18 protein-coding genes and 1 pseudogene are annotated in these 25225 nt (G+C 61.9%); 14 read left to right on the top strand and 5 right to left on the bottom strand.

Going from position 1 to position 25225, the window contains the following annotated elements:
- Window positions 1-284: 284 nt before the first annotated feature.
- Window positions 285-1067: a LuxR family transcriptional regulator gene (locus tag KW821_RS08160; protein ID WP_042651995.1), complete on the bottom strand. Its 783-nt coding sequence runs from the start codon at window positions 1065-1067 to the stop codon at window positions 285-287.
- 63 nt (window positions 1068-1130) lie between these two features.
- On the opposite strand from KW821_RS08160, the gene KW821_RS08155 reads away from it, so the two are divergent.
- The 8 genes from KW821_RS08155 to KW821_RS08120 all read left to right on the top strand — a co-directional run bounded on the left by KW821_RS08155 (window position 1131) and on the right by KW821_RS08120 (window position 11707).
- Window positions 1131-1757: an acyl-homoserine-lactone synthase gene (locus KW821_RS08155; protein WP_218291086.1), complete on the top strand. Its 627-nt coding sequence runs from the start codon at window positions 1131-1133 to the stop codon at window positions 1755-1757.
- 268 nt (window positions 1758-2025) lie between these two features.
- Window positions 2026-2925, top strand: coding sequence for a LysR family transcriptional regulator ArgP (locus KW821_RS08150; RefSeq protein WP_218291085.1), 900 nt, complete (start codon window positions 2026-2028; stop codon window positions 2923-2925).
- 86 nt (window positions 2926-3011) lie between these two features.
- Window positions 3012-5039 carry an exoribonuclease II gene (locus KW821_RS08145; RefSeq protein ID WP_218291084.1) on the top strand — a complete coding sequence of 676 codons (2028 nt, stop codon included), beginning with the start codon at window positions 3012-3014 and terminating at the stop codon, window positions 5037-5039.
- Window positions 5040-5695: 656 nt separating this feature from the next.
- Entirely contained in the window at window positions 5696-7624 is a 1929-nt protein-coding gene (locus KW821_RS08140) for a PTS mannitol transporter subunit IICBA (protein WP_218291083.1), read from the top strand.
- 34 nt (window positions 7625-7658) lie between these two features.
- Window positions 7659-8801 carry a mannitol-1-phosphate 5-dehydrogenase gene (locus tag KW821_RS08135; RefSeq protein WP_218291082.1) on the top strand — a complete coding sequence of 381 codons (1143 nt, stop codon included), beginning with the start codon at window positions 7659-7661 and terminating at the stop codon, window positions 8799-8801.
- A 102-nt stretch (window positions 8802-8903) separates the two neighbouring features.
- The gene (locus KW821_RS08130) at window positions 8904-9425 is read left to right on the top strand and encodes an MltR family transcriptional regulator (protein ID WP_218291081.1); all 522 of its coding nucleotides are present in this window, start codon (window positions 8904-8906) and stop codon (window positions 9423-9425) included.
- A 127-nt stretch (window positions 9426-9552) separates the two neighbouring features.
- Window positions 9553-11340: a sodium:proton antiporter gene (locus KW821_RS08125; protein ID WP_218291080.1), complete on the top strand. Its 1788-nt coding sequence runs from the start codon at window positions 9553-9555 to the stop codon at window positions 11338-11340.
- Between the two features lie 118 nt (window positions 11341-11458).
- On the top strand, window positions 11459-11707 hold the full coding sequence (locus KW821_RS08120; RefSeq protein ID WP_042651987.1) for a hypothetical protein: 249 nt from the start codon (window positions 11459-11461) through the stop codon (window positions 11705-11707).
- A gap of 42 nt (window positions 11708-11749) precedes the next feature.
- On the opposite strand, the gene KW821_RS08115 is transcribed toward KW821_RS08120, so the two are convergent.
- A complete protein-coding gene (locus KW821_RS08115) occupies window positions 11750-12268 on the bottom strand; it encodes a mechanosensitive ion channel domain-containing protein (protein ID WP_042651986.1) in 519 nt (172 codons plus the stop codon).
- A gap of 9 nt (window positions 12269-12277) precedes the next feature.
- On the bottom strand, window positions 12278-13243 hold the full coding sequence (zntB, locus tag KW821_RS08110) for a zinc transporter ZntB (RefSeq protein WP_218291230.1): 966 nt from the start codon (window positions 13241-13243) through the stop codon (window positions 12278-12280).
- 132 nt (window positions 13244-13375) lie between these two features.
- Here zntB and KW821_RS08105 point away from each other — a divergent pair, with 132 nt between their 5' ends.
- Both KW821_RS08105 and KW821_RS08100 read left to right on the top strand, forming a co-directional pair.
- Window positions 13376-13828 (top strand): YaiI/YqxD family protein, encoded by a 453-nt coding sequence (locus KW821_RS08105; RefSeq protein ID WP_218291079.1) that lies wholly within the window; start codon window positions 13376-13378, stop codon window positions 13826-13828.
- Window positions 13829-14422: 594 nt separating this feature from the next.
- Entirely contained in the window at window positions 14423-18763 is a 4341-nt protein-coding gene (locus KW821_RS08100; RefSeq protein WP_218291078.1) for an Ig-like domain-containing protein, read from the top strand.
- Window positions 18764-18921: 158 nt separating this feature from the next.
- Here KW821_RS08100 and KW821_RS08095 read toward each other — a convergent pair whose 3' ends face one another.
- Window positions 18922-19512 carry a YSC84-related protein gene (locus KW821_RS08095; RefSeq protein ID WP_218291077.1) on the bottom strand — a complete coding sequence of 197 codons (591 nt, stop codon included), beginning with the start codon at window positions 19510-19512 and terminating at the stop codon, window positions 18922-18924.
- A gap of 128 nt (window positions 19513-19640) precedes the next feature.
- Complete coding sequence (locus KW821_RS08090; protein ID WP_218291076.1) at window positions 19641-20846, bottom strand: NupC/NupG family nucleoside CNT transporter; 1206 nt, start codon at window positions 20844-20846, stop codon at window positions 19641-19643.
- Between the two features lie 537 nt (window positions 20847-21383).
- Between KW821_RS08090 and dbpA the strand changes: the two genes are divergently transcribed.
- The 4 genes and pseudogenes from dbpA to KW821_RS08070 all read left to right on the top strand — a co-directional run bounded on the left by dbpA (window position 21384) and on the right by KW821_RS08070 (window position 25220).
- The gene (gene dbpA / locus KW821_RS08085; protein WP_218291075.1) at window positions 21384-22763 is read left to right on the top strand and encodes an ATP-dependent RNA helicase DbpA; all 1380 of its coding nucleotides are present in this window, start codon (window positions 21384-21386) and stop codon (window positions 22761-22763) included.
- An 83-nt stretch (window positions 22764-22846) separates the two neighbouring features.
- Complete coding sequence (locus KW821_RS08080; RefSeq protein WP_218291074.1) at window positions 22847-23137, top strand: YkgJ family cysteine cluster protein; 291 nt, start codon at window positions 22847-22849, stop codon at window positions 23135-23137.
- A 32-nt stretch (window positions 23138-23169) separates the two neighbouring features.
- Window positions 23170-23277 (top strand): annotated as a pseudogene (locus KW821_RS08075) (YkgJ family cysteine cluster protein); the annotation flags it as partial.
- Between the two features lie 458 nt (window positions 23278-23735).
- Window positions 23736-25220: a PepSY domain-containing protein gene (locus KW821_RS08070; RefSeq protein WP_218291073.1), complete on the top strand. Its 1485-nt coding sequence runs from the start codon at window positions 23736-23738 to the stop codon at window positions 25218-25220.
- The last annotated feature ends 5 nt before the right edge of the window (window positions 25221-25225 follow it).

Raw genomic sequence — 25225 nt, 5'->3', positions numbered from 1 at the left:
TGAAGCGTCCGTATGGGTAACTGGACGGCACTATAAGGGGAGCGAGGGAATCAGAGAAATTCATTAATCTGCTGATACATTCAATTCACTAATAATCTGGGCGCCAACGCCCTTCTCAGCAGGCTGTCAATTGCAGGATCTGACAATTGTGAGCCCGCCGCCCCGCACCGAGAATCAACAGGGTCGACGCATCGGCTGGGGTAAGGGACGAGGATCACGGGTGACTGACCAGCTATGTCGCCCGCCCGGCCCTGGCACGAGGGGTGGGGCGGGAGGCGCTTATCTCACTGCAGGATCTTGGGGTAATTGGTGACCACGACCTGCTCCAGATTGGGGATCAGGATGCCGCTGCTCACCCCTTTGGCGATGGCCTGGTAGCGGTTCATGGAGCCGGTCTTGCGGGTCACCTGATTGAGGTGGTAGTTCACCGTGCGTTCGGTGATCCCCAGGATGCAGGCGATCTCGTTCGACGTCTTCCCTTCGCTGGCCCAGAACAGGCATTCGGTCTCCCGGTCGGTCAGGGCCTCCTGCGGATCGCCTTCCCGCAGGCCCTTGCGCACGATCCGGATCGCGGCCTCGAAGATGTAGTTGGACATCCAGGAGAGGATGGGCGAGGACTCCAGCAGCAGATCGCTCGAGGCCCGCTCGGCGGTGATGAACGACAGTATGCCATTCTCCCCTGCCGCCCCGTGCAACGGGAAGGAGATGCCGTTGCGCAGCCCGAACTCCGCCGCCAGCCCCATCACGTCCATGCTGCCTTCCTGCAGAAAGCGCGCCTTCTCGTCCAACCGGTTCCAGTAGATGGGCAGGGTCTGCCTGCGGGCGAGCTGGATGATGGGGTCGCAGGCCAGCATGTTGTTGACCGTGTAGGCCTGCACCCAGGAGTCGGGGCACTGGTTGAACAGCACCACCTTGGGCCTCTGCATCGACATGGGCAGGATGAGCGCAAACCGATAGTAGTCGTAGCCCATTCCCAGCGTGAAGCGGCCGATCAGTTCCGCCAGCCGGTTGCCATCCGTCACCACCGTGAAATGTTCGAGATACTCAAGCAGTTGGTCGTGTGTCATAGGCTAGCCCCCCTGGCCAAGGCCTTGGATTATAGCGCCTAACCATGAAATGGAGAGACATGAATGCTTGTTTTCAAAGGAAAATTGAAACAACACCCCAGATGGGAGGTCGAAAACGAACTTTATCGCTTTCGCAAGCGCGTCTTCTCCGATCGGCTCGGCTGGGATGTGGAATCCCACCGGGGGCTGGAGCGAGACAGCTTCGACAAGCCGGATACCCACTGGGTACTGATTGAAGACGAGCAGGGTCTGTGCGGCTGCATTCGGCTGCTCAGCTGTGCCCAGGACTACATGTTGCCCAGCATCTTCCCCGCGGCCCTCGCCGGCGAGCTGGCCCCGCGCTGCGCCGATGTCTGGGAGCTGACCCGGCTCGCCATCGATGCCAGTCGGGCGCCGCAACTGGACAACGGGGTGAACGAGCTGACCTGCGTCATCTTCCGCGAGGTCTATGCCTTCGCCAGAGAGCAGGGGATCCGGGAACTGGTGGCCGTGGTCAGCCTGCCGGTCGAGCGCATCTTCCGCCGCCTCGGCCTGCCCATAGAGCGACTCGGCCACCGCCAGGCGGTGGAGCTGGGCGCCGTGCGCGGGGTGGGCATCCGCTTCCAGCTGGACGAGCGCTTCGCCCTGGCCGTCAATCGCCCGCTGCGGGGCCGGTACCAGCCGTCTGAGGAGCTGGTCGGCACCTCCTGAGCGCCACCCACCCGGCTGCCTGAGCGCCATAAAAAAGTCCCGGGCTGACACCCGGGACTAAAACTCTCGCTATGGCCCGTTTCCACCCCATGCAAAAACGGACAAGGTGAGTATCTTATGAATCTCACTTTGTCTCTACTGTCACTTATCACAGTGGCCGCGCCCGCCGCCTCGCACGAAAGAGGTGGATCGAGGGCGGTTCCTCTTGTCGCCGGCTCCCCCCTTCAGTAGCCTGTTTTCTTGATTCTCAGCGGGATAAGGAAGGCTGATGAAAGCCCTGGATTACAAGCTGCTGCTGGCACTGGATGCCGTGATGCAGGAGCAGAACTTCGAGCGGGCCGCCCAGCGCCTGCACATCACCCAGTCCGCCATCTCCCAGCGCATCAAGCAGCTGGAGCAGCAGTTTGCCGAGCCGCTGATCATTCGCAGCCAGCCGCTGCAGGCCACCGCACTCGGTCAGAAGCTGCTGGCCCACTACCGGCAGGTGCGCCAGCTTGAACTCGAGCTGGCCGGGGAGCTCTCCCCCGCCGCGCCACAGGCGCCGATCCGGGTCAGCATCGCCATCAATGCCGACAGCCTGGCCACCTGGCTGCTGCCCGCCCTGGCCCCGCTGCTGGAGCAGCATCCCATCGAGCTGAACCTGCTGGTGGATGACGAGAGCCGCACCCTCGACAAGGTGCGCGAGGGGCAGGCCTTCGGCGCCGTCAGCCTGCAGCCCCAGCCGCTGGCCGGTTGCTGCGTCGACGAGCTCGGCGAGATGCGCTACCTGCTGACCGCCAGCCCCGCCTTCGTCGCCCGCCATTTTCCCAAGGGGCTCACCCCGGAAGCGCTGGCCAAGGCGCCGGCGGTGGCCTTCGATCAGCGCGACGACATGCACGTGAGCTTCATGGCCCGCCACTTCGGGCTTGAGCCCGGCGGCTACCCCTGCCACACGGTGCGCTCGTCGGAGGCCTTCGTCGCCATGGCCGAGCAGGGGCTGGCCTATTGCCTCATCCCCGAGTTGCAGATCCGCCAGCAGCTGGCGGCGGGGAGCCTGCTCGATCTCAGCCCTGGGCATCACCTCATCGAGCGCCTCTACTGGCACCGCTGGGTGCTGGAGCGGGGGCTGCACAAACAGATCTCCCTGCGCCTGATCGAACAGGGTCGCCGGGCACTGCTGCCCCGCTGACGGGGCCATTCACCTTGGCTTTGGGGGGGTAAAAACGTATAGTGCTGGGCGATTCTTCATCAGGTCTCCACTCAGGTTCCTCACTTATGTTCCAAGACAATCCGCTGCTGGCCCAGCTCAAGCAACAAATCCGCGAAAACATCCCCAAGAAAGAGGGTGTGATCCGCGCCTCCGATCGGGGCTTCGGCTTCCTGGAGGTCGATGAGAAGACCAGCTATTTCGTGCCGCCTCCCTACATGAAGAAGGTGATGCACGGTGACCGGGTGAGCGCCCTGATCCGTACCGAGAAAGAGAAGGAAGTGGCCGAGCCGGATGCCCTGCTGGAGCAGGCGGTGACCCGCTTCGTCGGTCGCGTCAAGATGTTCCGCGACCGCCTCAACGTGGTGCCTGACCATCCCCTCATCAAGGACGCCATCAAGGCCCGCGCCAAGAAGGGGCTGGATGAGAAGTCCCTCAAGGAAGGGGACTGGGTGGTTGCGACCCTCAAGCGCCACGCCCTGGTGGATGGCAACTTCTCCGCCGAGATCACCCAGCTCATCGCCGACAAGGACGATCACAACGTGCCCTGGTGGGTGGTGCTGGCACGCCACAACCTGGCCCAGATCGAGCCGGCGGACCTGCCCGAGTGGAAGGTGATCGAAGAGGAAGAGCTGCCGCGCACCGACCTGACCGCCGTCCCCTTCTTCACCATCGACGGTGCCAAGACCAAGGACATGGATGACGCCCTGTCCATTCGCAAGCTGGACAACGGCTGGGAGCTGCTGGTCGCCATCGCCGATCCGACCGCCTATGTGGCCGAAGGCAGCGAGCTGGACCAGGAAGCCGCCAAGCGCGCCTTCACCGTCTACATGCCGGGCCGCAACGTGCCCATGATCCCGCGCACCCTCTCCGACGAGCTCTGCTCCCTGAAAGAGGGCGAGGAGCGCAACACCCTGTGCGCCCGCCTGCTGATCGCCGAAGATGGCCTGCTGCTGGAGGAGACCGAGTTCTTCGCCGCCCGCATCATCTCCCACGCCCGTCTCAACTATGACGAGGTCTCCGACTGGGCCGAGCACGGCAAGGCACTGGACATCGACGCAGGCGTCATGGCCCAGCTGCCGCTGATGAAGGCCATGACAGAGGCGCGCATCAAGTGGCGCACCGAGCACGCCCTGGTGTTCCCGGATCGTCCCGACTACGACTTCGAGCTGGGTGAGAACGGCGCCGTGCTGGCCATTCACGTGGAACCGCGCCGCATCGCCAACCGGATGATCGAGGAGTCGATGATCGCCGCCAACATCTGCGCCGGTCGGGTGCTGGGCAAGAGCGTCGGCTACGGCATCTTCAACGTCCACACCGGCTTCGACGAGGAGTCCCTCGACGGTGCCATCGAGCTGCTCAAGAGCGCCGAGGCCCCGTTCGAGAAGGAAGAGATCGCCAGCCTGACCGGTTTCTGCGCCCTGCGCCGCTGGATCGACAGCCTGGACACCCGCTGGCTGGACGGCAAGATCCGCCGTTTCCAGAGCTATGCGCTGATGTCTGCCGAGCCGGGCGCCCACTACGGCCTGGGGCTGGATGCCTACGCCACCTGGACCTCCCCGATCCGCAAGTACGGCGACATGGTCAACCATCGCCTGCTCAAGGCTGTCATCGCCGGCAAGACCCCGGGTGAGCGCCCGAGCCAGGAGCTGACCGAGCACCTGACGGAGTGCCGCCGCCTGCACCGCAGGGTCGAGCGCGACATCGGCGACTGGCTCTATGTCCGTTACCTCCAGGCTGCCGCCGGCACCGATCAGCTGTTCAACGCCGAGATCATCGACGTGATGCGTGCCGGCCTCAAGCTGCGCCTGCAGGAGAACGGTGCCGTGGTGTTCATGCCCGCCCGCCACATCCTGGACAACAAGGACAGGCTGGAGTGCAACTGGGACAACGGCCGCGTCTATCTGGACAAGACCGAGGTGGTCTATGAGCTAGGCCAGATCATCGAGGTCAGGCTGAGTGAGGCGGTGGAAGAGACCCGCTCCCTCATCGCCAAGCCGGCGGTCGCGCTGGTGCCGGGCCCGGCACCGGAAGCCCCGGTCGCCGAGAGCACCGAGGCACCGACTGAGGCTGAAGCTGCTCCCAAGGCGGAGTAAGTCACAGCCACCCGCTCGATTCAAACAGCCCGCCACTCGGCGGGCTTTTTTACGCCCGGCTCACGACACCGACGGCACCCTATCGGTGAATAGCACCCGCTTGGCGAGCGGGATCTGGGCGTGGCGGACGGCAGGCAGGCAGGCAGGCAGGCAGGCAGGCAGGCAGGCAGGCAGGCAGGCATAGAGATTGTCATGGCCGTGATGCGGGGGTTGAAAACTGAAAGTGGGTTACAAAACCTAATCATTCATTAGTCAACAGAGGCAAACCAGGATCGATCCATCGTCATCTCCCCCGGGATCCACCACCGATGAGTTGCCTCGTTTGAGTACAAATAGCCAACTTGTGACAAGCATCACATTGACATCCTGTTTGCGCAAACAGCAAGGAGTGACGCTCGTCACATTAATGAGGTCGATTCGACGACGATGAACGAGATGTAACCAGAATACAGCCCATGATTGTGATCTTGATCACTGGGAAGGGAGGGGGGAGGTCGGGGTAATTGAGAGGCATATCACAAGATGCCCCGTTTTCAGCCTAATTCGATCGCGAGCTGGTAGATTGAAGTTGCTTAGACGACTGGGATGGGGGTTCGGCAAAACCCGTCATCCCGACTACCACTCTTAATCAAACAGGCTTAAAACGGGGTCCCGACATGTTATCACCGGATACCAAAGTCAAGATACAGAATTTTGGACGCTTCCTGTCCAATATGGTCATGCCCAACATAGGCGCCTTCATCGCCTGGGGCTTCATTACCGCACTCTTCATCCCCACCGGCTGGCTGCCAAGCGAAACCTTGGCCAAGCTGGTCGGCCCCATGATCACCTACCTGCTGCCGCTGCTGATTGGCTATACCGGCGGCAAGCTGATGGGCGGTGAGCGCGGCGGCGTGGTCGGTGCCATCACCACCATGGGCGTCATAGTGGGGACCGACATCCCGATGTTCATGGGTGCCATGATGGTCGGTCCGCTCGGCGGCTGGGCCATCAAGCGCTTCGACAAGGCGATGGAAGGGCGCGTCAAGAGCGGCTTCGAGATGCTGGTCAACAACTTCTCCGCCGGCATCATCGGCATGTTGCTGGCCATCCTCGCCTTCTTCGTGATCGGCCCCTTCGTCAAGGTGCTCTCCGGCGTGCTGGCCGGTGGTGTCGGCTTCCTGGTGGATAACCACATGCTGCCGCTCACCTCGATCTTCGTCGAGCCAGCCAAGATCCTGTTCCTCAACAACGCCATCAACCACGGCATCTTCTCGCCGCTGGGGATCCAGCAGGCCACCGAGCAGGGCCGCTCCATCTTCTTCCTGATCGAAGCGAACCCGGGTCCGGGTCTGGGGGTGCTGCTGGCCTACATGGTGTTCGGCCGTGGCGCTGCCAAGCAGTCCGCCGCCGGTGCCTCCATCATTCACTTCTTTGGGGGTATCCACGAGATCTACTTCCCCTACGTGCTGATGAACCCGCGCCTCATCCTGGCGGTGATCGCCGGTGGCATGACCGGGGTCTTCACCCTGACCCTATTCAACGCGGGTCTGGTCTCCCCCGCCTCACCGGGCTCCATCTTCGCCGTGCTGCTGATGACGCCCAAGGCCTCCCTGATCGGGGTTGCCCTCTCCATCATCAGCTCGACCCTGGTCTCCTTCCTGGTCGCCGCCGTGTTCGTACGTGCCCAACAGCCGGAAGCGGACGAGGCCGACGCCCTGGGTGAAGCCACTCGCAAGATGAAGGCCATGAAGGGTGCCAAACCCGAAACCGCAGCGGCCAAGAAGCCGAGCGGCGAACTGATGGCGGTGCGCAACATAGTGGTCGCCTGCGATGCGGGCATGGGCTCCAGCGCCATGGGGGCCGGCATGCTGCGCAAGCGGGTGCAGGCCGCCGGGCTCGATATCAGCGTGACCAACCGCGCCATCGATCAGCTCGACGATCAGGTGGACTGGGTCATCACCCACCGGGACTTGACCGAGCGGGCCCGTCGCCATGCGCCGCACGCCCACCACATCTCCCTGACCAACTTCCTCGACAACGCCCTCTATCAGGAGCTGGTGCAGAACCTGAGCCTGGCTGGCGCCGCCAACGACGATCTGGCCAACCCAAAACTGCTAGTTGCGGCCAACGACGACCACTACGAACCGCAGGTCGCCGAGGTGTTCAGCCTCAGCCTGCAGGACGTGCATCTGGGGCTCAAGGCCGACAACAAGGAAGCCGCCATCCTGACCGCTGGCAGACTGCTGGCGGAGCGGGGCTATGTGGCACCGGATTACGTCAACGCCATGCTGGAGCGCGAGCAGCTGGTCTCCACCTACCTCGGCGAGTCCATCGCCGTGCCCCACGGCACCATAGCCGCTAAGGAGTTTGTGAAGCGTACCGGCATCGTCATCTGCCAGTATCCGGCCGGGGTCGCCTTTGGCGAAGCCGCCGACGAGGTGGCGCGGCTAGTGATCGGCATCGCCGCCCGCAACGACGAACACATGCAGGTAATAACCCGACTGACCAATGCACTGGATGAACCCGGTCTCATCGACCGGCTGGCCAGCACCCAGAATCCCCAGGAGTTCCTGGATCTGCTGGGTGCCGAACAGGCCGCGTAACTCTTCATCATCTTTGGTTATAGAGGTTAATATCATGAAAACATTGCATTTTGGTGCCGGCAATATCGGACGTGGCTTCATCGGTAAACTGCTGGCTGACGCCAGCCACCAGGTCACCTTCGCCGACGTCAACGAGACCCTGATCGATCAGCTCAACCATCGCCAGGAGTACAGGGTGCACGTGGTGGGGACGGATCAGAAGCTGGACGTGGTGCGCAACGTGGCGGCGGTCAGCTCCGCCGGCCACGAGGTGATCGCCCGTATCATTACCGCCGATCTGGTGACCACGGCGGTGGGCCCCAACATCCTGGACAAGATCGCCAGCACCCTGGCCAAGGGGCTGCAGGCCCGCTTCGATGCCGGCAACCTGAGCCCGCTCAACGTCATCGCCTGCGAGAACATGGTGCGCGGCACCAGCCACCTCAAGCAGGAGGTACTCAAGTACCTGCCGGTCGCGTATCATGTCACGCTCGAATCCTGCGTCGGCTTCGTCGACTCCGCGGTGGATCGCATAGTGCCGCCCGCCGCGGCCAACGACGATCCGCTGGAGGTGACGGTGGAGAGCTTCAGCGAGTGGATCGTCGACCAGACCCAGTTCAAGGGGGAGCGGCCCCAGGTGGCGGGCATGGAGACCACCGACAACCTGATGGCCTTCGTCGAGCGCAAGCTGTTCACCCTCAACACCGGCCACATTGTCACCGCCTACCTTGGCAAGCTGCGCGGCTATCGCACGGTGCGCGAGGCGATCGAGGATCCGCTGATCCGCAGCAAGGTGCGCCGGGCCATGGAGGAGAGCGGTGCCGTGCTGGTGAAGCGTTACGGCTTCGATCCACGGCTGCATGCCGCCTACATCGAGAAGATCCTCGCCCGTTTCGCCAACCCCTATCTGGTGGATGAGATCGACCGGGTAGGTCGTCAGCCGCTGCGCAAGCTGGCGGCCGGGGACAGGTTGGTGAAACCCCTGCTCGGCACCCTGGAGTACGGCCTGCCCAGCGAGCATCTGCAGGAAGGTATAGCGGCGGCGCTGCACTACCACAATGCCGACGATCCCCAGGCGGTGGAGCTGCAGGCCCTGCTGGCCGAACTGGGCCCGGCCGCCACGCTGGCCCGGGTGACCGGCCTCGCGGCAGACAGCGACATCGTTGCCACCATCGTCGCCCGCTACCAGACTCTGTAATGACCTGCAGGTGGCACATCGACCCGCAAGGCCGGTGTGCCCCTTAGTTAAAAACCGGGGGAGAGCCTGGCTCTCTCCCTGTCAGCCGGACCCAAAACACCTATGACCACACACCAGGAAGATGAAGTACTGGAACGACTGAACGAGCAGGATGGCCCCCGTGGCTTCTTCCTCGAGGTCGTGACCATCCTGGAAGAGGCGGTCGACTCCCTGATGCGGCGAGCCTTTCGCCAGGAGGAGTATGCCGTCAAATACGCCATCGAGCCCCTGCTCAACCAGAGCGGCCCCCTCGGCCAGCTGGAGGTGCGCCTCAAGCTCATCTTCGCCCTCGGCCTCATCTCCCTCGAGCGTTATCAGGATCTGGAAGCCTACCTGAAGATCCGCGATTTTCTGGTGCGCGACCCCAAGGATTACCGCTTCAGCGACAAGCCGATCCGCGATCTGCTGGCTCGTCTGCACTGCCTCAACCAGGGCGGCATGATGCCGCAGGATCCGCCCGCCAACGAGGAGGACTGGCCCTTCTACCAGATGCAGCTCAACCGGCTCGATCAGGTGGTGCGCTCAGCGCTGGTGCTGGCGGTGGCCGACTGCGTCGCCGAGCTTCACAAAGAGAGCCCCATCTAGGCGAGCTCACCCAGCAAGGCCCCTCCGGTAAAGCAGGGAGGCGCCGCCCCTCCGCCGCGAGCGGGTGTCAATTTGCCCTCCTTCCCCACTACACTACTCCCAACCCCCTCACCTGCCCGAGGTTGGCATGATCGCACTCTCCCTGGCGGGGATCGCCCTGATCTCCCTGTTGGCGCAATGGCTGGCCTGGTTCCTGCGGGTGCCCGCCATTCTGTTTCTGCTGCTGAGCGGCCTGCTGCTCGGCCCGATGACGGGTCTGCTCGATCCGGATCAGTTGCTGGGGGAGTTGTTGTTCCCGCTGGTGTCCCTGTCGGTGGCCATCATCTTGTTCGAAGGGGCACTGACCCTGCATCTGGCCGAGCTCAAGGGGATCGGCAAGGTGGTGCGCAACCTCTGCTCCATCGGCATGCTGACCAGCTTCGCGATCATAGGCGCCGCCAGCTATTGGCTGCTGGGGCTGGACTGGCGGGTCGCCATGGTGCTCGGCGCCGTGCTGGTGGTAACCGGGCCGACCGTGGTCGCCCCCATGCTCAACGTGATCCGGCCGGTGCGGGAGGTGGACAAGATCCTGCGCTGGGAGGGGATCGTCATCGATCCCATCGGCGCCCTGTTTGCGGTGCTGGTGTTCGAGGCGGTGCGGCTCGGCAGCCAGGAGGATCTGATCGACCATACCCTGCTGGCGCTGGCCAAGACGGTGGGGGTCGGCACCCTGATCGGCGTCGCGGCGGGCTGGCTCACCACCCTGCTGATCCGCAAGGACTGGCTGCCGGTCAGCCTGCACAAGTTCGGGGTACTGGCGCTGGTGCTGGTCAGCTTCACCCTGTCGGACTGGCTCAGCCACGAGTCCGGCCTGTTGGCGGTGACCGTATTCGGCATCTGGCTCGCCAATCAGGAGGGGCTGGATCTGGAGGAGGTGCTGGAGTTCAAGGAGGATCTCGCCGTCATTCTCATCTCCTCCCTGTTCATCCTGCTGGCGGCGCGCCTCGATCTGGCCCAGCTCTGGCAGCTCGGCCCCATGGTGCTGGTGCTGCTGGGGGTGGTGCAATTCGTAGCGCGTCCGCTCTGCATCCTGGTCTCGACCCTGGGCTCGGATCTCCCCTGGCGGGCCCGCGCCCTGCTCAGCTGGATAGCGCCACGGGGCATAGTCGCCGCGGCGGTGAGCGCCTCCTTTGCCATCAGCCTGCACCAGGCAGGCATCCCGGATGCCGACAAGCTGGTGCCCCTGGTGTTTGCCGTCATCATCTCCACCGTGGTGCTGCAGAGTCTGACCTCGGTCCCGCTGGCCCGCCTGCTCGGCATGCGCCAGCCCAGTCCCAATACCTGGCTGCTGATCGGCGCCAACTCGGTGGCGCGCGCCATAGGCAAGGCACTGTCGGAGCAGGGCGTTCCCGTCTATCTGTCCGACCCGGCCTGGGAGCACTGCAAGCTGGCGCGCATGAGCAACCTGCCCTGCTACTTCGGCAACCCGCAGTCGGAACACGCCGAGCGCCATCTGCCCCTCACCAGCATCAGCACTGTGCTGGCCCTCTCCCCCAACCGGCACAACAACGCCCTCGGCGTGCTGCACTTCGCCCACCTCTATGGGGAGGAGAGGGTCCACTCCCTGCGCTCCAGCGAACAGCACGGCAAGGCGAACCGGGAGAGCGCCACCTTCCGCGCCCGCCAGAACCTGTTCGGGCCCGAGATGAACTTCGCCCGTCTGAGCGGTCTGCTGAGCCGGGGCGGCCAGATCAAGGCGACCCGGCTGAGCGACGCCTTTGACTGGGCCCAGTACCAGGAGGCCAATCCGGGTGCCATCCCCTTGTTCGTGCTGGATGCCAAGGCGAAACCCCATGTCGTCACCGGCCCTATCCAGCCGCAAGCAGGCGAACTGCTGATCGCCCTGCAGCCACCCAGGGAGCCGCCGGCGCCCTGAGACTCTCTGCCGACGCCTGAGCGACGATAGGCTCGGCACTCAGCCCTCCGGGTGGCATGCCGCCCTGGCTGGCGGCGACTAGACTTGAGGGTGGTGCCATGAGTCATAGGAGGATGTCATGACGGTCAGCGAATTGCGCACACTGAATCAGCAACGCCGCTTCAAGGAGGCGGAGATCCTGCACGACATCGCCTTTCCGGGCTGGCTCGTGGAGTTTCGTGGCCAGGATGGCCGCCTGTACGAGATGACGGACACCCTGGGTTGCCCGGTGAGATTCGCCTCGGAGGAGGATGCGCGCGAACACATCCATCGGGTGGCGGACTGCCCGATCCAGGTCGAGCATCTCTACCGCTTCTACGAGCGCTGAGAAGTTATTACGATAACAAAAGGCTCCGGGAGGAGCCTTTTGTTATTCCGGCTGCAACGGCTCGGCTTCCTTGCTCTCCAGTCGTCTGACCGGCTTTTGCAGGATCAAGTTGGCCGGGTAGGTCACCAGATCGCCGTTGTCATCCCGCACCCGCAGGTAGAACAGACCGATCTCGGTGATGACGCCGGTGACGGAATCATCCTTGTCGAGGATGCGGATCCTGTCGCCAATCTTGTAGGGGAAGGCGAAGAAGATGGTGATGCTGGCGGTGATGTTGGAGAGGATCGACCACTGCGCCACCATGGCGACGCCGAGCACGGCAAAGAAGGAAGAGGCCAGTACCACCAGCCGGGAGAAGTCGAGCCCCCACACCCCCGCCAGGATCAGCAGGGTGGCGCAGCCGAGCAGGAAGTGGAACACATGCTCCACGTAGAGCACCCGGTTCTCGCTCACCTGCCGGCTCTGGGCCAGCGCCATCAGACTCTTGTGAATGAGACCGCGGATGAGGGTGTGGCCCAGCAACAGCAGCAGGGTCACACCAAAAGATTCCCATGTCGTCATCTGTGCTCCTTACCACCAGCGCCGGTGTTTGAGCCAGACTGCCAGCCCAGTCGCCAGCGTCAGCAGCGAGCCACTGAAGACCCAGAAGGCGGCAGGGCTCTCCGCCCCCGGGATGCCCCCCAGGTTGATGCCAAACAGGCCGGTCAGAAAGGTGGCGGGCAGAAACAAGAGCGCCATCACCGACATCTGATAGGCGCGTCTATTGGTCGCCTCCGTCATCAGGTTGTTGATCTCGTCCGCCAGCACGGCGGTGCGGGCCACGCCGGCATCCAGATCGTCCAGCCAGCGCCGCAACCGGTCGGCGATGTCGAGCAGACGGCGGCGGTCATCCTCGTCCAGCCAGCTGATCTTCTCGTTGGCGAGCCGCGCCACCAGATCCCGCTGGGGAGAGAGGTAGCGGCGGATCATGATGAGTTGCTTGCGGATCAGTGCCAACCGGCCGTTGGCAGGCAGATCCCGCGTCAGCACCTGCTCCTCCAGATCCAGGATCTGATCGTGCAGCTCCTCAACGAACTCCCCCGCCCGATCGGTCAGAGCATCGCAGATCTCCACCAGCCAGTCGGCGGGGGAATCCGCACCGCCACCCAGTTTGAGCTGCTCGAAGACATCTTTTTCCGACAACAGCGGGCGACGGCGACTGCTGAGGATAAGATCCGGCGTGATGTAGATGCGCAGCGCCACCATCTCCTCGGGGCGGTGATCCTGGTTGTGATTGATGCCGCGCAGGATCAACAGCACAGTCTCCCCCATCCGCACCAGCTTGGGCCTGTTGCTCTGGCCGAGCAGGGATTCTCGCACGGCGTCATTGAGCAAGGGCGTCTGCAGCAGCCAGCGGGCCGACTCCGGATTGCCGTAATCCAGGTGCAGCCAGCTGGGTTGCGGCCCCGGGATCTCACTGCCTGGCGCCAGCGGCTGCATGCCCCCCTTGCCATCCAGGGTCAGGCCATAAATCACGTCACTGGGCACCCGATCCATCTGCACGTCCTTCTCGTTCATGTTCGTCGACCCAGCTTACACGAAAGCCGGGGCCGACTCAGCCCCGGGGCAGCCCCCCTGCGTCAGCCGTGCTAAGATGCGGCCCTCGCTTCAGACACAGGAAACCATGCCATGCCCATCTGGGTTGATGCCGATGCCTGCCCCCTCCCGGTCAAGGAGATCCTCTACCGCGCCGCCCACCGTGCCCAGGTTGTCACCACCCTGGTGGCCAATCAGGGGCTGCGGGTACCGCCCTCTCCCTTCATCAAGACCCAGCAGGTGGAGAAGGGGTTCGATGTGGCGGATCACGTGATCGCCCAGCAAGTCATGCCCGGCGATCTGGTCATTACCGGCGATATCCCGCTGGCCTCCTGGGTGATCGATGCCGGCGGCGAGGCACTCAATCCCCGGGGCGAGATCTACACCCGTGAGACCATACAGGCGCGGCTCGGCATGCGTAACTTCATGGAGGAGCTGCGCTCGGCCGGGGTCCAGACCGGCGGCCCAGCCCCCTTCAACGCGGCCGACAAGCAACGCTTCGCCAATGCGCTGGACAAGTGGTTGCTCAGAGGCAAGCTGACATAGCCAGATAAAGAGAGACAGCATTCAAGCCCCATGGGCTGACTGCTGGCGCTGAGCCGCCTGGCCGACATAGCTTCCGGCAAGCCGTAGCATCTCGACTTGCCTTCCAGGCTCACCGCTGTGGGCCGCTCAGGCTCACCGCTGTGGGCCGCTCAGGCTCACACAGTAATGCCCCCTTCCTCGCTGGCACAAGATACGCCTCACTCGGTTCCCTTTTCTTGCTCCCATCGTCACAGATGAGACCGATGCTCGATATAACTTTTTATATCAATTCGGCCTAGTCCTCATAATTTTAATTATATCAATGGTGGTTGAAATACCGAGCCACCTAACCTAGACATATTAACAAACTATAAATTAATAATCTTGTTAGTAGCATTTTGCGCAAACCCATAATATGTCCACAACAACACAATGGAAATAATTAAAATATATCCATGCCGAATAAAAAAAGGGACTTAACGTCATAATTTCAACAAATTACTGCACTTTAGTGCTTAGCGAGAACAGAGAACACCATCTCTGCAAGATTCGTCGCCCCTAAAAACAAGGGGAATCTCGTCTCAGATTAAGCACAGAGAGCAAAGGGGAATATCCATGAGCAAACCAATGAATGTATTTCTCTCACTGTTTCTTACCCTCTTCTTATTCAGTTGTGGTGGTGGAGGGGGAGGAGGAAGTGAGTCCCCCGATCCAGGCGCCAAGACGCTGACCAAGATCGATATCTCTGCCGACACCGCAGGCACCAAGGCCAGGGCCGAAGCCAATCCCAGCACCCCGCTTGGCATCAGCACCCAATATTCGGCTATTGCAACCTATAGCGATAACACCACGGAAGACATCACGGCTCTGGCCACCTGGAGCAGTGCCGACACCAGCATTGCCACCATCGATGAGAAAGGCCTGGCCAAACCACTCAAAATCAGCAAGACCGAGATAACGGCCAGCTATCAGGGGGTCACCAGCAATGCGTCCACGCTGACCATCACCGATGCCATTGCCACCAAGATCAGCGTCATCCCCCCCACTACCAAGGTGGCCAAGGGGTTGTCGCTGCAGTTGCAAGCCATCGCCACCCTATCCGATGACAGCACCAAAGATGTGTCGACCCAAGCAAGCTGGCAGAGCAACAAACCGGCGGTATTGAAAGTCGATGCCAAGGGAAAAATTACTGCCGTCGCCCTCGGTGACGCCATTATCAGTGCCACCCTGCAAGGTGTCACCGGTCAGACCCGCGTCTCGGCGGTGAATCTGACGATCAGCAAGATCCAGATCACCCCGGCCGACCTCCAACTGGCCATCGGCACCAAGACCAAATTGACCGCCATCGCCACCTTGAATGACAATAGTGTGCAGGATGTCTCTTCTCAGGTCGCATGGCTAAGCAGCAATAAGGCCGTTGCGACCGTAGACGGCAATGGATTGGTCGCCGGAATCGCGGCAGGCTCGACCACTCTTTCTGCCAGCCTGCTTGGCGTCACTGGCAGCGCCAGTATCAAAATCACCAATACCAGCCTCAAAACGCTGCAAGTCATTCCTGCGACAAGTTCGATTGCCCTCGGCACCAAAACCCAGCTACAGGCTGTCGCCACTTTCACAGACAACTCCAGCCAGAATGTCTCGAGCCTGGTGCAATGGAGCAGCAGCAATGCCGCTGTCGCGAGCGTCAATAGTCAAGGGGTGGTAACTGGCGCAGGCGTTGGCCAAGTAACTATCAGCGCCACTTTTGGCTCCATCAGCCGCAGTGCAACACTGACCGTCACCAATGCCATTACCACGTCTATCCAGATTACCCCCGCAGCCAAATCACTGCCCAAAGGAACCAAGCAGCAATACCAGGCCATGGCGACCTTCAGCGACAACTCATCGCAGGATCTCACCAGTCAGGTCGACTGGGATAGTTCGGACAGCAACGTAGCCACCATAGACCTGGTCGGTGAAGCGACCGCCTTTAATGAAGGGAATACCGTCATTTCGGCCAAGTTCCAGAGCGTGACCAGCAACACTGCCACGCTGGAGGTGACCGATGCCACCCTCACCGTCGGTGGGCTCACCATCACTGTACCTCCCCTGACGCTGGCAGCAGGCCAGAGTAGCCAGCTTGCAGCCAGTGGAGCCTATGGCGATGGCACGACCAAAGATGTCACCCATGATGTTCACTGGAGCAGCAGTGACCCGGCCATCGCGACCGTCAGCCTGACCGGTCTGGTCACCGCCGTAGCACCCGGTACCGCCACCATCACCGGCACCCTAGATGGCCAGATCGCAACGCTCTCCGTCACCGTCACCAACGCCACCCTCAATGCTGGCGGGCTCACCATCACGGTGCCGCCAGTGACGCTGGCCGTAGGCCTGAGTCGTCAGCTTACCGCAAGCGGTGTCTACAGCGATGGCACGAGCGCAGATGTCACCGCCAATGTCCAATGGAGCAGCAGTGATCCTGCCATCGCAACCGTTAGCCTGACCGGTCTGGTCACCGCGGTAGCACCCGGTACCGCCACCATCACCGGCACCCTGGACGGCCAGAGCGCAACGATCTCAGTCACCGTCACCAACGCCACCCTCAATGTCGGTGGGTTAACCATCACAACACCTCCGGTGACCCTTGCTGCCGGCCAAGGCAGTCAGCTTGCCGCCAGCGGCTCCTACAGCGATGGTACGACTACAGATGTCACTGCCAATGTCCAATGGAGTAGCGACAACCCCGCTGTCGCCACCGTCGATGCATCCGGTCTGGTTACTGGCGTCGCCCCCGGCACCGCCACCATCACCGGCACTCTGGATGGCCAGAGCGCAACGCTCTCTGTCACCGTCACCAACGCCACCCTCAATGTCGGTGGACTCACCATCACGGTGCCGCCACTGACTCTGGCCGTTGGCCTGACGGGTCAGCTTGCCGCCAGCGGAACCTACAGCGATGGCACGAGCGCGGATGTCACCGCCAATGTCCAGTGGAGCAGTGATCCAGCCATCGCAACCGTTAGCCTGACCGGCCTGGTCACCGCTGTCGCCCCCGGCACCGCCACCATCACCGGCATCCTGGATGGCCAGAGTGCAACGCTCTCCGTCACCGTCACCAACGCCACTATCAATGCAGGTGGGCTCACCATCACGGTGCCGCCCATGACGCTGGCAGCAGGTCAGACCGGTCAGCTTGCCGCCAACGGCAGCTACAGCGATGGCAGCAGTGTGGATGTGACCGCCTCCGTCAGCTGGGTCAGCAGTGATCCGGCTGTCGCCACCGTCGATGCATCCGGTCTGGTCACTGGCGTCGCCCCCGGCACCGCCACCATCACTGGTACCCTGGGCGGCCAGAGCGCGACCCTGTCAGTCACTGTCAGCAATGCGGTGCTCAATTCAGGTGGGTTGACCATAGCCACACCGCCTCTGACCCTGGCCGCAGGCCTGACAGGTCAACTGGTTGCCAATGGTAGTTATAGCGATGGCAGCAACGTGAATGTGACCACCTCCGTCAGCTGGACCAGCAGCAACCCTGCCGTTGCGTCCGTTGGCCTCCACACCGGTCTGGTCACTGCTGTCGCGCCGGGAATCGCCACCATCACGGGCACCCTGAATGGAGAAACTGCAACCCTGCTGGTGACTGTCACCAACGCAGCCATCAATCCCGGTGGGCTCACCATCACAGTGCCACCTTTGACCCTGGCTGCCGGCCTGACCGGCCAGCTCGTCGCCAATGGTAGCTACAGCGATGGCAGCAACCTGGATGTCACCGCCAATGTCAGTTGGACCAGCAGCGCCCCTACCGTTGCGACCGTTGGCCTCAACACCGGCCTGGTCACTGCTGTCGTACCGGGAACGGCCACCATTACAGGAACTCTTGGCGGGCAAACTGCGACCCTGCAGGTGACTGTCACCAACGCCATCCTTAACCCATTTGGACTCAGCATCACGGTGCCCCCATTGACCCTGGCCGCCGGTCTGACCGGTCAGCTTGCCGCCAATGGCAGCTACAGTGACGGCAGCAACATCAACGTCACCAACAGTGTCAGCTGGAGCAGCGGCACCCCCGCTGTTGCGACCGTCAGCTCGACCGGCCTGGTCACTGCGGTTACGCCGGGTGTTGCAGTGATCACCGGTACTCTGAACGGGCAAAATGCGACCCTGTTGATCACCGTGACCAGTGCCGCCCTCAATCCGGGTGGGCTCAACATCACGGTACCGCCCTTAACGTTGGCTGCAGGGCTGACGGGTCAACTGACCGCCCAGGGTAGCTACAGCGATGGCAGCACCGTAGATGTCACCGCCAATGTCAGCTGGACCAGCAGTGCCCCAGCCATTGCGAGTGTTGGCCTCAATTCCGGCCTGGTCACTGCGCTGCAACCGGGGACTGCCACCATCACAGGGACTCTGAATGGAGAGAGCGCCACGTTGGGAGTGACAGTGTCCAACGCAGTGGTCGTCAGCGTGGCTATCGCGCCCATTAGCCCGCTGGCGGCGGGCACATCGACACAGCTCAAGGTCACGGCGACGCTGAGCGACACAACCACTCAGGATGTCTCCGCTCAGGCCAATTGGCTGAGCAGCAACCCCGGCGTATTCAGCGTCACGTCGACGGGCCTGGCGACTGGGGTCACCGTCGGCAGTGCGAACGTCAGTGTCAACGTACAGGGTGTCACAGCCTCCCTGCCGGTCACCGTCAGCAATGCGGTGCTGAGCAGCTTGGTAATCAGCTCCACCAGCAGTATTAACTTGCTGAACACGGTAAGGACTATCACCTTCACGGCGATAGGCCACTACTCGGACGGCAGCACACAGAATGTGACCAGCAGTGCGACTTGGCGCATGAATGGCGGTCTGTTGGCCTTGGGGCTGGGCAATACATATGTGTTGGTTATTCCCCTCGGCAGTACCAACTTCCAAGCCGAGCTCAATGGGGTATCCAGCAACATATTGACTTTCCCTGGCCTGATACCTTAACCATCAACCACAACAAAAAAGGGTCCCTAGGGACCCTTTTTTACGCATATCGACCTGCATTCATGCAGAGGCAAATGCCCTGACAGCTCTCATTAACCCCCAAAATAGCCAACCAGCATGGTTCAACGATCTCGCGCATAAGATGAGCTCATGGCAGATCACTGCACCGTCTGTACCTCGGCCGGACCAGGTGCGTTGAGTTCATCATCGGTCCAGTACTTGTAACCCTGCAGGGTCGCCTGCAACACCAGACCGCTTTGGGTCAGCTGATAAACGGTCACCTTCTTGGTCCCCGTGCTGGCGGTTTTATTGAGCAATTCGCTGCCCTTGTCACCGGAGCGTGCCGCCGCATCGGCCTGCGCCCCCGCCTCCCAGCCCACCTCGATGAAGTGCTTCAGCGCCTCCGCATCGTTGAACAGGATCAGCGCCCTGAAGTCCTTGATGCCAAGACCCAGCCCCACCCCGGCATTGGCCATGCTCATGTAGACATCCTGACCGGTCCCGTTGTCCCGCACCACACCAAAGCCGCTGCCTGCGCTGACAAAGACCAGGCTGTTATTGACGCTGGAGAATACCGCATAACCCTTGGCCTGTTGCACCTCATCACGGATGCTCGCCTTCTCCTGATAAAGCTCGCTCAGCACCTGCTCACGCATCTCCTGCACATAGCCCCGCTTCTGCTCCGGTGTGTCCCCCTTGGCGGCGCAGCCAGCCAGCAGCATTGCCATTCCCCATATCAACCATCTCATCCTGTTCTCCCGGTCCTGGTTCATTTTCATTCAATCAGTTCAGAGCAGGATAAAATAGAAAAGTTCCGGGCCAGGAAAAAATAAACCCCTGACTGGGCAGGGGTTTATCAGCATAAATGGGGTGAAGGTTAGATCATCACACCGGCGATCACCGCGGAGAGCAGGCTCACCAGGGTAGAGCCGTACACCAGCTTCAGACCGAAGCGGGAGACCATGTTGCCCTTCTCTTCGTTCAGCGCCTTCACCGCACCGGCGATGATGCCGATGGAGCTGAAGTTGGCGAACGACACCATGAAGATGGAGAGGATGCCGATGGTACGCGGGGACAGATCGGCGGCAATCTTGCCCAGATCCATCATGGCCACGAACTCGTTGGTCACCAGCTTGGTCGCCATGATGGAGCCGGCTTGCAGCGCCTCACCACTGGGGATACCCAGGATCCAGGCGATCGGGTAGAAGATGTAACCCATGACGTACTGGAAGTTGACGCCAAACGCCATCTCGAACAGGTAGTTGACCAGGGCGATCAGGGCGATGAAACCGACCAGCATGGCGGCCACGATAATGGCCACGGAGAAACCGGCCATGATGTACTCGCCCAGCATCTCGAAGAAGTTCTCTTTCTTCGGGGTATGGTGCTCGTCACCCTCGGCGATGGCCTTCAGATCGGTGACCGAGTTGTCCGGCTCGTACGGGTTGATCAGCGACAGCACGATGAAGGTGCTGAACATGTTGAGCACCAGCGCGGCCACCACGTAACGCGGCTCGATCAGCTGCATGTAGGCACCGACGATGGACATGGAGACGGTGGACATGGCCGTCGCCGCCAGGGTGTACATCTGCTTCTCGTTCAGGTGCGGCAAGGTGTTCTTGAGCGCGATGAAGTTCTCGGACTGGCCGACGATCATGGAGCTGATGGCGTTGAAGGATTCCAGCTTGCCCATGCCGTTGATCTTGGCCAGCACGGTGCCGATGCCACGGATGATAATGGGCAGCAGACGGATGTACTGCAAGATACCGATCAGCACCGAGATGAAGACGATGGGCATCAACACCATCAGGAAGAAGGAGAAGGCTCCCTCGTTGACCAGACCACCGAACACGAAGTCGGTACCCTGCTTGGCAAACTCCATCAGCTTGGTGAAGCCGGCGGCGAAGCCACCCACCACGGCCAGGCCCACTTCGGAGTTCAGCATGAACCAAGCCAGCGCCAGTTCCACCACCAACAGCTGGCCGATATAGCGCAGCTTGATCTGTTTCCAGTTGTGGCGGTTAGCCAGCAACGCGAGCACGAGGACCATCACCAGTCCGAGCACAAAGTGAACGTATTCCATACCAGTAGCACCTGAGTGAATTGTAATTTTTGACCGGCGCCATCATAGAGATTTGCATATTTAAAAATCAGATAGCCATCACAATCTGCGGTAAAAATATGCACCCAGGATAATACAAACGTTTTTAAATTAATTAATCATAAAATAAGAGTCCCATCATCGCTTATGATAAAAATATCAAATAAAAAACAATGAGTTATATTTCAACTTCTTCGCATAGCGTTCTATTTCCTCATTATTTCCCCCAGACCCGTCTGGCTGTCAGCCCATTAAAAACCGGCTCGGCATCGTAATATTTAATCAAATCGAGCGGAAAACGTTTATCTCGTTTACGCATAATTAGTCAATAGCCATCGAGGTCGTTACGCCGGGGCGGATCGACTCCCAACCTCCCTATCACGGGATCCCAGCCTGGCCGACGCCTTCGGCTCTGGCGTTCAAAAATCCGCCACAATCCATCCCACGCGGCGGCACTCTCTGGTACAATGCGCGCCCTTGCGCCACGCGCAGCCCGTTTTCCCGATATAGAGTCCTCTTGTGAACAACAGCGAATTTAGCAGCCTCAACCTCTCCCCCGCCCTGCTGGAGAACCTCGCCAGCCTGGGTTATCTGCAGATGACCCCGATCCAGGCTCAGAGCCTGCCCCTGGTGCTCGACGGTAAAGACCTGATCGCCAAGGCAAAAACCGGCAGTGGCAAGACCGCCGCCTTCGCCCTCGGCCTGCTCTCCCGACTCAACGTCAACCGTGTCGACGTGCAGGCCCTGGTGCTCTGCCCGACCCGCGAGCTGGCGGATCAGGTCGCCCAGGAGATCCGTCGTCTGGCCCGCGCCCTGCCGAACGTCAAGCTGGTGACCCTGTGTGGCGGCACCCCGACCGCACCTCAGTCCGCCACCCTGGGCTTCGGTGCCCACATCGCCGTCGGCACCCCTGGCCGCATTCTCAAGCATCTGGAGCAGGGCACTCTGGAGCTCTCCAGCCTGGAGACGCTGGTGCTGGACGAAGCGGATCGCATGCTGGACATGGGCTTTGGCGAAGACATCAATAAGGTCATCAGCTATGCGCCCGAGCGCCGCCAGACCCTGCTGTTCTCCGCCACCTACCCGGAGGGGATCGCCCAGATGAGCCGTGGCGTACAGCGCAATCCGGTCGAGGTGAGCGTGGAGTCCCTGCACGAGGACAGCGCCATCGAGCAGAAGCTGTATGAAGTGCCCGCCGGTCAGCGCCTCGACGCCCTGACCTGGCTGCTGAGCCACCATCAACCGAGCTCCTGCGTGGTGTTCTGCAACACCAAGCGCGCCTGCAACGACGTGGCCGAGCATCTGGCCGCCAAGGGCTTCTCGGCGCTGGCGCTGAACGGCGATCTCGAGCAGCGCGAGCGAGACCAGGTGCTGGTACGCTTCGCCAACGGCAGCGCCACCATACTGGTCGCCACCGACGTGGCCGCCCGTGGGCTGGACATCAAGGAGCTGGGCGCGGTCATCAACTACGAGCTGACCTACGATCCCGAGGTGCACGTGCACCGCATCGGCCGTACCGGTCGTGCCGGCCAGCAGGGCCTGGCCCTGAGCCTCTATCAGCCGAACGAGGCCCAGCGCGTCAACCTGATCGAGGAGTACCAGCAGGCTCCCATCCCGCAAGGGGATCTGGCCGGGATCGGCCGCGAGATCAAACCGATCGCGCCGCAGATGGTGACCCTCTCCATCGATGCGGGCCGCAAGACCAAGGTGCGGGCCGGTGACATCCTCGGCGCCCTGACCGGCGAAGGTGGCATCGCCGGTGCCGACGTCGGCAAGATCCAGATCTCGGAGCAGCACTCCTACGTGGCGGTCAAACGTCAGGTGGCGAGCGCCGCCCTCAAGCGGCTGCAGGAAGGCAAGATCAAGGGCCGCACCTATCGCGCCCGCAAGCTGGGCTAAGTTCCACCCAGCTATCAGGAAACAGGCGCTGTTGACGGCGCCTGTTTCCCCTGCCAACCCAGTCACACACCATGAGATGAGCCATGTCCCAAGCCAACCCGCCCGAAGTCAGCTGCCAGAATTGCGAAGCCTGCTGTTGCCGCCTAGAGGTGATGCTGTTCACCGATACCGGCGTACCGGATCGCTATGTGGACGAGATAGAAGGACAGGTGCCCGTGATGCACCGGCTGGAAGATGGCTGGTGTGCGGCGCTGGATCGCAACACCATGATGTGCCGCATCTATGAGGTGCGCCCCCTCATCTGCCGGGAATTCGAGATGGGTGAGCCCGACTGCGTCGACGAACGGGACAAGTGGTTTATCAACCTTTCCTGACCACCGCACGGCAGCGCTGGATCGCCCTATCTATGATGTGCCGCATCTATGAGGTGCGCCCCCTCATCTGCCGGGAGTTCGAGATGGGTGAGCCCGACTGCATCGACGAACGGGACAAGTGGTTTATCAACCTTTCCTGACCACCGCACGGCAGCGCTGGATCTCCCTATCTATGATGTGCCGCCTCTATGAAGTGCGCCCCTCATCTGCCGGGAGTTCGAGATGGGTGAGCCCGACTGCGTCGACGAGCGGGATAACTGGTTTATCAACCTGAGCTAAGAGCTGGATCGCCCTCTCTATGATGTGCCACACCCATGACGTTCCCTCCCCTCTTTACCGCCGCAGTCATCCCGGTTTTACCCGTCAGAACCAGCATCTCCGTCGGGCGCAGATCCACAATGCTCATCTGCTCCACCGGGTGACTATCGTCTTCTTTCCGGCCTGTTTAGCCTCTGACAGGTCTCCTGCTCGCAGGCACTCTCCGGCAGAAAACGGGCCGACTTTGTTTTATTGCAGTTAACAAAACGTTGCTGCTATCATCCGCGCCACCCAAAGGTTCCACCAGCCGTAACGTTTGCCACCGCCGCAAGGATCAGAGATGAAAAACCACGACGCGAATCATTACCAGCGGATCTGGCGCTGGCACTTCTATGCCGGCCTGTTCGTCGCCCCCTTTCTGATCCTGCTCTCCCTCACCGGCATGGTGTATCTGTTCAAGCCCCAGCTCGACAACCTGCTCTATCCCGAGCTGATGAAGGTGCAGCCCGCCGCCCACGCCCAGAGTGCCGACCCACTGCAGGGCAAGGCCCTAAGCGCGGATGTGCTGTGGACCAAGGCGCGGACCGCCATGCCGGACGCCAGCCTGAGCAAGTACCTGCCCCCTGCGGCCCCGGATCTGAGCGCCCAGTTTGTCGTCAAACGACAGGGTAGCGAGCTGACCCTGTTTATGGATCCCGCCAGTGGCGCCCTGCTCGGCACCATGGACAACCAGTGGAATCTGCAGGCGGTCGCCCGCGCCCTGCATGCGGAACTGCTGCTCGGCACCACCGGGGATCGGCTGATCGAGCTGGCAGCCGGCTGGGGCATAGTGCTGCTCGTCAGCGGCTTCTACCTGTGGTGGCCGCGCAAGGGGCCCGGCGTAGGCGGCATTCTCTGGCCCAGAATGAATCAGCGTGGGCGGCTCTGGTGGCGCGATCTGCACGCCGTGGTCGGCTTCTGGGGCGCCGGCTTCCTGCTGCTGTTGTTGCTGAGCGGCATGACCTGGACCGGCTTCTGGGGCGATCAGTTTGCCAACGTCTGGAATCGCTTCCCGGCCGCCATGTGGAACGAGGTCCCCAAGTCGGCCCCCCTCGCCCGCAGCCTCAACCAGCCCCATGACCAGACGGTGCCCTGGGCGATGGAGAGCACCCCCATGCCGAGCTCGGTCGCGCCCGACCAGATGGCTGCCATGGCGATGCCAGAGACGGCCCCACCCGATGCGCAACCGGCGTCTGAGGGCCACGATCACAGCGCCATGAACCAGGGCGGCGAGCATGACGGCATGGTCATGCCGCAGGATCGCATCGGCCTGCAACAGGTGGTCGAGATCGCCCAGGCGCGGCAGGTGACCCCGGGTTACAGCATCACGCCGCCGACCGGCAAGAGTGGCGTCTACACCATAGCCCTGTTCGCCGACGATCCGCGCAACGACGCCACCCTGCATATCGATCAGTACAGCGGCAAGGTGCTGGCCGACGTGCGCTGGCAGGATTACGGCCCGGTCGCCAAGGTGGTGGAGACAGGCGTCATGCTGCACACCGGCAAGCTCTATGGCTGGCCCCATCAACTCGCCATGCTGATCATCTGCCTGCTGGTACTGCTGAGCGCGGTGAGCGGGCTCTGGATCTGGTGGAGCCGCCGTCCGCAGGGTCGCCTCGCCGCGCCACCCCTGCCAGCCGTGCTGCCGCCCATGCGCGGTGCGCTGGCCGTGCTGGTGCTGCTCGGGATCTGCTTCCCGCTGGTGGGGGCCTCCATGGTCGCCATCTGGCTGCTGGACAGCCTGATCTTCTCCCGCCGCGCGGCCGGACTGGCGCAAGCCAACTAAAGCCA

It is taken from the genome of Aeromonas sp. sif2416 (assembly GCF_019218665.1).
GTDB lineage: Bacteria > Pseudomonadota > Gammaproteobacteria > Enterobacterales > Aeromonadaceae > Aeromonas > Aeromonas encheleia.
This window is presented reverse-complemented; position numbering and strand designations above follow the sequence as displayed.

Excerpts from the sequence above, each read along its gene's own strand:
- KW821_RS08160 (WP_042651995.1), bottom strand. The coding sequence starts at position 1,067 with ATGACACACGACCAACTGCTTGAGTATCTCGAACATTTCACGGTGGTG.
- KW821_RS08155 (WP_218291086.1), top strand. The coding sequence starts at position 1,131 with ATGCTTGTTTTCAAAGGAAAATTGAAACAACACCCCAGATGGGAGGTC.
- KW821_RS08150 (WP_218291085.1), top strand. The coding sequence starts at position 2,026 with ATGAAAGCCCTGGATTACAAGCTGCTGCTGGCACTGGATGCCGTGATG.
- KW821_RS08145 (WP_218291084.1), top strand. The coding sequence starts at position 3,012 with ATGTTCCAAGACAATCCGCTGCTGGCCCAGCTCAAGCAACAAATCCGC.
- KW821_RS08140 (WP_218291083.1), top strand. The coding sequence starts at position 5,696 with ATGTTATCACCGGATACCAAAGTCAAGATACAGAATTTTGGACGCTTC.
- KW821_RS08135 (WP_218291082.1), top strand. The coding sequence starts at position 7,659 with ATGAAAACATTGCATTTTGGTGCCGGCAATATCGGACGTGGCTTCATC.
- KW821_RS08130 (WP_218291081.1), top strand. The coding sequence starts at position 8,904 with ATGACCACACACCAGGAAGATGAAGTACTGGAACGACTGAACGAGCAG.
- KW821_RS08125 (WP_218291080.1), top strand. The coding sequence starts at position 9,553 with ATGATCGCACTCTCCCTGGCGGGGATCGCCCTGATCTCCCTGTTGGCG.
- KW821_RS08120 (WP_042651987.1), top strand. The coding sequence starts at position 11,459 with ATGACGGTCAGCGAATTGCGCACACTGAATCAGCAACGCCGCTTCAAG.
- KW821_RS08115 (WP_042651986.1), bottom strand. The coding sequence starts at position 12,268 with ATGACGACATGGGAATCTTTTGGTGTGACCCTGCTGCTGTTGCTGGGC.
- zntB (WP_218291230.1), bottom strand. The coding sequence starts at position 13,243 with ATGGATCGGGTGCCCAGTGACGTGATTTATGGCCTGACCCTGGATGGC.
- KW821_RS08105 (WP_218291079.1), top strand. The coding sequence starts at position 13,376 with ATGCCCATCTGGGTTGATGCCGATGCCTGCCCCCTCCCGGTCAAGGAG.
- KW821_RS08100 (WP_218291078.1), top strand. The coding sequence starts at position 14,423 with ATGAGCAAACCAATGAATGTATTTCTCTCACTGTTTCTTACCCTCTTC.
- KW821_RS08095 (WP_218291077.1), bottom strand. The coding sequence starts at position 19,512 with ATGAGATGGTTGATATGGGGAATGGCAATGCTGCTGGCTGGCTGCGCC.
- KW821_RS08090 (WP_218291076.1), bottom strand. The coding sequence starts at position 20,846 with ATGGAATACGTTCACTTTGTGCTCGGACTGGTGATGGTCCTCGTGCTC.
- KW821_RS08080 (WP_218291074.1), top strand. The coding sequence starts at position 22,847 with ATGTCCCAAGCCAACCCGCCCGAAGTCAGCTGCCAGAATTGCGAAGCC.
- KW821_RS08070 (WP_218291073.1), top strand. The coding sequence starts at position 23,736 with ATGAAAAACCACGACGCGAATCATTACCAGCGGATCTGGCGCTGGCAC.